General features: G+C 64.4%; 5 protein-coding genes and 3 pseudogenes. 2 read left to right on the forward strand and 6 right to left on the reverse strand.

Translation table 11 applies throughout. The annotated features are described in order from the left end of the window. Together ACF08M_RS41230 and ACF08M_RS41235 are read right to left on the reverse strand one after the other, a co-directional pair. Positions 1–230: pseudogene (locus tag ACF08M_RS41230) on the reverse strand (hypothetical protein); the annotation flags it as partial. 74 nt (positions 231–304) lie between these two features. Next, entirely contained in the window at positions 305–601 is a 297-nt protein-coding gene (locus ACF08M_RS41235; protein ID WP_392190454.1) for a phenylalanine--tRNA ligase beta subunit-related protein, read from the reverse strand. Between the two features lie 945 nt (positions 602–1,546). Here ACF08M_RS41235 and ACF08M_RS41240 point away from each other — a divergent pair. Further along, positions 1,547–1,846, forward strand: a pseudogene (locus ACF08M_RS41240) (transposase); the annotation flags it as partial. Here ACF08M_RS41240 and ACF08M_RS41245 read toward each other — a convergent pair. Continuing rightward, a complete protein-coding gene (locus ACF08M_RS41245) occupies positions 1,800–2,396 on the reverse strand; it encodes a hypothetical protein (RefSeq protein WP_392190457.1) in 597 nt (198 codons plus the stop codon). The pseudogene ACF08M_RS41240 and the gene ACF08M_RS41245 overlap by 47 nt on opposite strands. A gap of 188 nt (positions 2,397–2,584) precedes the next feature. On the opposite strand from ACF08M_RS41245, the gene ACF08M_RS41250 reads away from it, so the two are divergent. Further along, the gene (locus ACF08M_RS41250; protein WP_392190455.1) at positions 2,585–3,250 is read left to right on the forward strand and encodes a Ku protein; all 666 of its coding nucleotides are present in this window, start codon (positions 2,585–2,587) and stop codon (positions 3,248–3,250) included. A gap of 555 nt (positions 3,251–3,805) precedes the next feature. On the opposite strand, the gene ACF08M_RS41255 is transcribed toward ACF08M_RS41250, so the two are convergent. The 3 genes and pseudogenes from ACF08M_RS41255 to ACF08M_RS41265 all read right to left on the reverse strand — a co-directional run. After that, the gene (locus tag ACF08M_RS41255; RefSeq protein ID WP_392190456.1) at positions 3,806–4,021 is read right to left on the reverse strand and encodes a hypothetical protein; all 216 of its coding nucleotides are present in this window, start codon (positions 4,019–4,021) and stop codon (positions 3,806–3,808) included. 77 nt (positions 4,022–4,098) lie between these two features. Next, on the reverse strand, positions 4,099–4,359 hold the full coding sequence (locus ACF08M_RS41260; protein WP_392190458.1) for a hypothetical protein: 261 nt from the start codon (positions 4,357–4,359) through the stop codon (positions 4,099–4,101). A 122-nt stretch (positions 4,360–4,481) separates the two neighbouring features. Next, positions 4,482–4,769, reverse strand: a pseudogene (locus tag ACF08M_RS41265) (recombinase family protein); the annotation flags it as partial. Between the last annotated feature and the right edge of the window lie 558 nt (positions 4,770–5,327).

The following is a 5,327-nucleotide window of genomic DNA, read 5'->3' on the forward strand; positions in this document are numbered from 1 at the left end:
AGACCGGTGGTCCGGCCCGTGACCCGGAACAACTGCCAGGCGCGGACGGAGGACGTTGACGGCTTGGCCGTGATACCCGCCTTGGCAGGCACGGCCTGCCGCACAACGGCCACCGGGGATACGGTATCCGCAGCCGGGGTGACCGCCACCGCAGTGCCCGCAAGGGCGACAGAGGCCGCGCCGAAGACACCGACGACGGCCGTGCGCAGAGAGCGCCGCTTCGAGACCATCACAGATTTGCCCCTTTCCAGGTGAGAACAGCATTTCGCGCCAAAGGGCACCTACGCACCGATTGGCGTGGTCACTAGAAACGACGGCACAACGGACGCAGACGTTCATCGGAACTTTGTCGCTGTTTTGTAACAGCCGAACGGGACCCGCAGCGACAGCGACAGCAACAGCTCCCGACGGTGCCGGGTTCACCGGCCAGCATGAACTCCTCACTGCCGCCGGCACAGCGGACATCGGCGTAGGCGGCGACACGGCCCAGATCGAAAGCTGTGGCCGGCGAGCCGCGCCGGACGAAGACCATCTCATAGAAATCGACAACCGGGCTGATATACGACAGGACACCCCTCTTCACAAGGCGGCGGTAAGCCAACCACCACGACCGGAACCAACAGCCCAGCTTCCTCAGCCCGAAACGCCGACACCACCTGCCACGACCACTCGCAGAACCCCGACCGGACGATCACCGGTATCGGGCCGCCACCACAAAACAACCGAACACAGGACCCCAGCCCGAGCCCCACCAAAGATCCAGCGAGCAATACACCAGACGCAACCGCGATCAGCAAAAGCCACCACCCTGGCAACACCGGCCAACACCCTCACACAGACGCACTCATCAACAACAACGTCCGCAACACACCCGACCCCGCCGGAATCACCAGCAGCTACCACCACAGCCACCACTCTGAGCGCTCGCCACCTGTGAAACTTGAGACGCTGTTTTCGTTCCGATCTCAAGTTGTGTACGTCGAACGGGAGTCTCCATCGGGTGATCGCCGTCGGCCATAGGCATGAGAACAGGGCCTCTCGGCAGCCCGGAGCCGCCAAGCCAAACAAGACCCAGGAGGCCCTGCTGCCGCAGCTGTACGCACTCGCACTGCTGGAGTTCAACCCCATTGCCCCGTCATGTGACCGTTACGCCCACCGCTTCGGAAACACGGCCGATCACCCGGAGTGTGTTCGGCCAAATCCGTCGGACATGACCGAAACGGAATGGGATCAGGTCCGGCCGCTGCTCCCAATGCCTGGCTGACTGTGAGGCCGAGGCAGGCACCCGCAGACGTACTGCCACCGGTCCAAACTGGTCGCGATCCCCTACCTCGTGGACAACGGGATCACAAGACGCGGCATGCCGGCCAACTTCCCACTGCGAGACCGGGTTTACGCCATCTTCTGCCGCTGGCACGACCACGGCCCGATCAAGGAGTCCCACGACCAGCCGCACGGACGGGCCCGCGAACAGCCGGGCCCGGACACGGAACCGAGCACGCAGCAGATCGACTCGCAGTCCGTCAAAACGGACACCGTCATCCGTATGGACAACCATGGCTACGACGCCAGCAAGCTGGCCAACAAACGCAAACGACACGATGCGGTCGACACCCTCGGCGTGCTGCTGGACGTCGTGGTCACTGCCGCGGACACCGGCAACCGCGCCGCCGCCCACGTCCTGCTCGCGCAGGCGGCCGACGCACACCACCGTCTCACTCTGGTGTGGGTTGACGGCGGCTGCACCGGCAGCCTTATTGAATACTGCCTGGCCACGCTCGCCCTGGTCCTGGTGATCGTCAAACGCAGCGACGATCAGAAGGGCTTCGTGGAGCTGCCCAAGTGGTGGATCGTCGAGCGGTTCTTCGCCCATCTGATGAGAAGCCGCCGCCTGGCCCGCTCACACCCGAAGCGAGGGGGAACCCGCCCGGTGCCGGTTCGACCAACCAGCCGCGCACAACCAGGCGCTTCGCCTTGGACCGCAGTGCCTCCACTTTCGCCGGCACCGCGTCCCTGCCGAACAAGCCGACCATCTCCTGGCAGGTCAAGGGGCCTTGGTCGAGACGGTGCCGGTCCGCGAGAGCGGTGAGGATGCGCTGGCAGTCCAGCGCCAGCACCGAGAAGGTCAGCCCCTCGCTCCACACAGGCACCCGCGACTTCGTCTTCGCGGCCGTCGCTCCGGAAGGCGCCGGCACGGCCGGAGCGTGGCCCTGCCCGGTTTCGACCGTGGGAGCCAGGACCTCGCCGACCCGTGAGCGGGCCACCGCCCACTCCTTCCATTCCTGCTCGGCCACGATCAACTCGGCCTGAATGCGGTCTGTCTTCTCCCACAACTCATCCACACGGCAGCAAGCAGCGAGTTCGCGCTCTTCCAGCAGCCCCACGACCGACGGCATCCACGACCTTCACAGAAGCGGTGACACAACAGTCCACCACTCCCACGGAACCGCACTCCCTATCCCTGACCAGCAGAAACGCAGCCCTCAAACACAGAAAGACAACAGCGTCTCAGCCGGGCCGCGAAGATGCGCCGTCCTCACCTCGGTACCACGACCGGAAGGCAGGAAGCCCCGCGGGGGCCCGTATGCTGTCGACGATCTGGACCGGCGTGACATCGTTCGGCCTGGTCACGATTCCCGCCCAGGTCCCGGCCGCGGCAGAAGACCACGCGGTCCGGTTCGGCCAGATCCACCTGGCCGACATGGGCCGGATCCACGCCCGGAAGATCTGCGGGTTCGACGGGAAGCCCCCGGGGCAGGAAGAGATCGGCAGGGGCTACGAACTCGCCCGGGGCCGGGTTATCCCCGTCACCGACGAAGAACTCGGCGGGATGCCGACGCCCTGGGTCTCAGACGTGTTCGCCATTACCGTCCTCCGCGTACCATTTACCACAGTGCTTTTTCTCCTCCGGGTACAGGATGCAAACCCGTACGGAATGGTCCGCATTATTGAAATACCCGAGGTTGCGGCCATTCTTGAGGTCGGAGATTTTAGTCGGTCCGCATACCATGGTGGGTTTACTGTTCGGGAGTGCGTTGCCGAGTGTCCTCTCCAGGGAGATCTTTGCATCCGGGCGTTTGGTCGAGGTGACTTCCGCGTAGGTCTTGTCGGAGATCCTGTACTGCCAGAGTCGGACGTGGGTCGACTTGTAGGATGCGCCATACCCCTTGAGGCGGGCCTTCAGGTCCAGGGACCCCGGGGCCGAGTCACAATGGCGAACCACTTCACGGGTTACTGCGGGATCAGCTAGGGCATTCGTGGCCGGGATGAGCAGCGTGACGGAAACAGCTGCGACACTCAACACGGACTTGCCGAACATTTATGGATCCTCTCGCCGTCTCCGGGGCTTTCTGGTTACGTATCCTCGCCCCTGACATCGAAAATGAAACTAACTCATATCACTCCGGCCATCGACATTTTCGACACTGTCCGAAACTCCTTGAAATCTGATTACAGTAAGCGTCGCCCCCGAAACCCTCACAAAGGGCGGCGGGGACAACGGAAATGTCGGGGACACACCAGTTCGACGACCCGGGCAGGTCCAGGTTTCCGGACCCTCCGACGCAGCCGAGCTCGCCATCCCGGTCCTCGATCTGCCACCGAACTACTTTGGCAGCACGCTCATGGTTCCAGGTGGGCGTCGCAGACTCGGTGATCCCCTCGTTGATCTGGGCACGGTCACCGCGTACGCGCTGCACGGCAAACCTCAGGGCGCATTCGGAGTCGATGCCTTGGCTGCAGTCCGGTGCGCTCGTCATCTGATCCAAACCCTGTCAGTGGTACTCACAGGCATCATGGGGTGCCGTTAACGAGCCGCGAACCAGGTGACAAGTAACCCGCCAGTAGCTTTCGGATCGAAGGCGCCCCGCTCAACGTCGGTGTCGTCGGACGCTTCGGCTTCGACGAGGAGGCGGTAGGCGGTGGCGCCCGAGGGCCGCTTGCCTTGGTTCTTGCCCGAGGTGATGCCCAGCTTGCGGGCGATCTCGGGGACGGGAAACTCGTTGGCCCGCAGGGATCGCACGTAGAGGGTCAGCCGAGATCTGACCGAGATATGACCGGAAGGGATAGCAGCGCGATCTTGGAACCGTGGACGGCGGCTCAGGTCTCCGGTTCGTCCTCTGCGAGGACGCGGTAGACCGAGGCTACGGATGGGTTCTGGCCCTTGTTCTTGCCGGTGGGGATGAAGAGCCTGGCCGCGATCTCGGGTATGGAGACGCCACTGGCACGCAAGGTGCGGGCGCAGTGGGCCATGTCGTCGTCAAAGACCTTGGGCCGTCCTCCGTGGCGGCCCCGGTCGCGGGCGGACGCCTGTCCTTCGAGGGACTTTTCACGGATGCACTCGCGTTCGGACTCGGCCATGCCGGCGAAGGACGCGAAGAGGGCGGCGCCATGCCGGAGGGGTCGTAGACCCCCTGGAGAGGGCCGGTGAGGAGTTCGAGCTCGATGTCGTTGGTACGCAGGTCGTCGGCGATGACCAGGAGTTCGGCGGCGCCGCGTCCGAGCCACTTCATCTCGTGCACGGTGAGAATGACCCGCCGGCGGGGGACGGCCTTCTTGACAGTGCGGGCGAAGTCCACGGCCTTGACGAACTCGGGCCGTACCTTGATGCGGGTGCTGATCTTCTCCGAGAACACCGGATCGCAACCCGTCTCGGCGAGCGCGTCGAGCCGGCTCTGGAGCTCTTGCTGGGCGGTACTGCAACGGGCGTAACCCACCCTCGTGGTCTTCGTCGCGGCCTCCGGCACTGCGGCGTCGACCACGGGGCCCATCTCCCGTGCGCGGCCGGGGCCACGGTCGGAGGGGGGTGCGGACTTCGAGTTCGGCGCAAAGCTGGAGCACGAGCATGAAGCGCGGGGTGTGGTGCTTCGGGGCAACCTTGCCACCACGGGTGCGGGAGGTGCTTCCGGCGGGCACTTCACAGGTGGGGCAGTCGAGCTGTTCGACGGCGGCGGCCGGTTCGGCGAGCTGGTTCATGTCGCAGAAGCTACCCGGGGGGCTTTGTGCGAATGCTGTTCTGCGGGAGGTTCCGAGAACGAAGATCAGGGACGAACCGGACGGGCTTCGGGGCGGCTTGATCGTTCGCAGAACTACTCATTTCTGCGAACAGGAAGCGTGACAGTTTCCACCTGGATCGGGTCAGTCGCGCCGATCACCGGGGCCTGCCATCGCTCGGTTTCCGTAGCCGCTGACAAGGGATCACGATCGTTATCTGACAAAACCTGCCTGATTCCTCCCAGGGCCCCGGGGAGAGTCCTGTTCGCCCGACTTGATCACGTGTCGGCGTGGCCCGATCCGGCTCGGGATCAGAGTTCAGCTGGCGGCAGGCC

This window comes from Streptomyces sp. NPDC015032, from assembly GCF_043080425.1.
Lineage (GTDB): Bacteria > Actinomycetota > Actinomycetes > Streptomycetales > Streptomycetaceae > Streptomyces.